The 2,660-nt window shown below is 34.6% G+C and carries 2 protein-coding genes and 1 pseudogene; all 3 read right to left on the minus strand.

Annotated elements, in window-relative coordinates:
• A pseudogene (locus SOP96_RS03530) lies at window positions 1-443 on the minus strand (RHS repeat-associated core domain-containing protein); the annotation flags it as partial.
• Between the two features lie 243 nt (window positions 444-686).
• Window positions 687-1,205, minus strand: coding sequence for a hypothetical protein (locus tag SOP96_RS03535; protein WP_326319813.1), 519 nt, complete (start codon window positions 1,203-1,205; stop codon window positions 687-689).
• The coding region (locus SOP96_RS03540) for an RHS repeat-associated core domain-containing protein (RefSeq protein WP_326319814.1) at window positions 1,180-2,660 on the minus strand (1,481 nt) is incomplete at its 5' end. The genes SOP96_RS03535 and SOP96_RS03540, both read right to left, overlap by 26 nt.

Here is a 2,660-nt window from a genome sequence, read left to right on the forward strand (position 1 = left end):
TATCCGATGGTATTACTGCCTCCTTCATAGCCTGTAGGATTGAAGCTGTGATCTACTATCTTTACCAGGCGGTTGCCCGAATAAATGTATTCCAGGTCATCTATTTTTTCCGCATTGTCACTGTAAAAGCTTTTGGCATTTCTGCTAAGGTTTTCAATATTGCCATTTTTATCATAGGTTACCTCTTCATTATTCCAATCGTTTTGTGGTATTGAGAAATCCGGATTTAAAAAGATGCCCTGGGTAAGGCGGTTCAAGCCATCATACTGGTAGGCATATCTTTTCAGGATCTGGTTCGAGGATACTCTCCAATTTACTTCCGAGATATTCCCGTTGTACCTCTTGGGAGACAAAGAGGCATCGGTAGGATTCTGATACCGGATATCGTACCCGAAAAGCTTGCTTTCCATGTATGAGGTTGCCTCCGGGTTAATCCCGGTCATCCATCCCCGGATGTTGTATTGATAGTCTACGGTTTGAAGTCCTCTTCCTAAAGCAGTTCCGCCTACTTTTTTGGTTTGAAGCTGGGAAAGTTCGTTGTAGGTGTTTTGTGAGATGAAATGCTCACTACAAAAAAATTTAAAGACTTCTTTAATAAAAATGTAGCCGCTCTATAAAACAAAAACCCACCGCTTTACGGTGGGTTCTTTATTGTTGCTCACGGATTAAAAATCCGCGAGAGCGGGTTATAAATTTATTTTATCACTTTTCTTCCCCCATTTTTTATATAATTGAAAGTCATGAACTTGATCCAAACTATAATCTAATGATTTATTTATAATTTCATTAGTTTTAATATTTAAGACTGTGAAACCTTCTTTAAAAACATTATCATTTTTAATGAATTTTTTTTCAATTATAGACATACAAGGTACTCCTAAAGAATCATGAGGAGGAATAGATATTAAATTTGTTGCTTCAAAATTAATTTTAAAAGTATCTTTTCTATATATGCTTCTATAATTACTTTTTATCTCTTTCAAAGAAATTTTAATTGTATCATCAGTAGAGTTCGGAAAAAGTAAAAAAAATTCTACGTTTTTGATATAAACACTATCGTTTTTAGGATAATCACAAACTAAATTTTGGAAAGAGCAAAGTACAACATCATTATTGGTTTTTTGTTTTTTACACGAATAAAAAACAATTAAACTAATAATTATTAAGATAAAAAAAATATTACTGTTTAGGCTTATATGTTTCATAGTTCGATTTTGCTTCCCTATAGTTTTGTTTCATTTTCTTCTGAAAATCTTCTGTTGTAAGTTTAAATATAGGAGATTTCATTTGATTTTCATAAATCGTCATGTGAGCTTTTTCACCTTCTATCCATGTTTGAGGATTAAGTGTTAAATGACTTACCTCGCCTCCTTCATGGCTTAAAGCAGAAATCATATTATATTTATTATCCAAAAAAGGATGAACAGTTTCATTTCCCACCATTATAGATATTGTATTCGTCTTTATATCTCCTGTCATAAGAGCATCAGCCTGAAATTTTCCTCCATTAAAACTACTTGTTTTACCAACCATTTGTCCTGCTTCAAAATGATAGTCTGCAATTCCTAAAGATGTACTATTGCCTTGGAGTTTGCTTAAATCCACACCAGCATCTTTAGCATAGTGATTTGCAATTTTTGTAAGTGTAGAATAATTGCCTTTATTGAATTCAATATCACTGAGTTTTTTTTCTTGCCAAGGAGCTTGAAGTTTAGCTAAGCTAATATTCTCTTGTCTATTTTTCCCAAATACATAATTTACTACGATATTATTTGTTTTTCTATTATCTGTATATAAATAATTACCGTTTTGATCAAAATGATCATCTGGAGGAACCGGCTTTCTTCCATCGGGATCAATAAATCGTATTGGATTATTAAATGCATAATTGTAAGGACTATGACGGCGCATTTTTTCTGCCATAGGATCCACGACGCCCCATCTTCCAATATCCGGCATATAAAATCTTGCTCCATAATCATACATCCCGGTCTCTTGAAGCTCCTTTCCATTGTACTTGTAATTGTACAGGCTATTTACCCCAAAAATCGCCTTCTCTTCCCTCAGGATATTCATCCCGAAAGGATAGTAATCATTCTGGTCGGTAATTTCAGCATAGCCATTAGAGTCTTTTTTATAGCTCACCCTTACGTTTCCTAAATGATCTTTGTACTGGTAAATATACTCATTATTTTCATAATCGTAAAATCCTTCCGCAGTAGGGAAAAACTGAAGGGCAGCAATGGGTTCTTCCTGCAATATTTTCTCTATAAATGCTTCCTGCTCGTAGGCAAATTCCATAGGATCAAATTCATTGGGTGCTGTACCCATTGTCGTAAGATACTGAAAACCGTCTAAGTATTCTGTAATGGTGGTAAAGGTATTGCCATCATCCTTTAGATAATTTAATATCTTTTTAAGCTTAGAGCCGTCTGCTCGATACAAATGAAACAGTTTTTTCTTATTGTTCTCAATATTCAGTGAATTGGGGAGATTCAGGTAGTTGTACCCGATCTGATTAATCTGCTTATCCGGCATACTGATCATATTCCCGTTTTCGTCATATCCTATGGCATTACTGCCTCCTTCATAGCCTGTAGGATTGAAGCTGTGATCTACTATCTTTACCAGGCGGTTGCCCGAATAAACGTATTCCAGGT

This window comes from Chryseobacterium salviniae (assembly GCF_035819015.1).
GTDB classification, from domain to species: domain Bacteria; phylum Bacteroidota; class Bacteroidia; order Flavobacteriales; family Weeksellaceae; genus Chryseobacterium; species Chryseobacterium salviniae.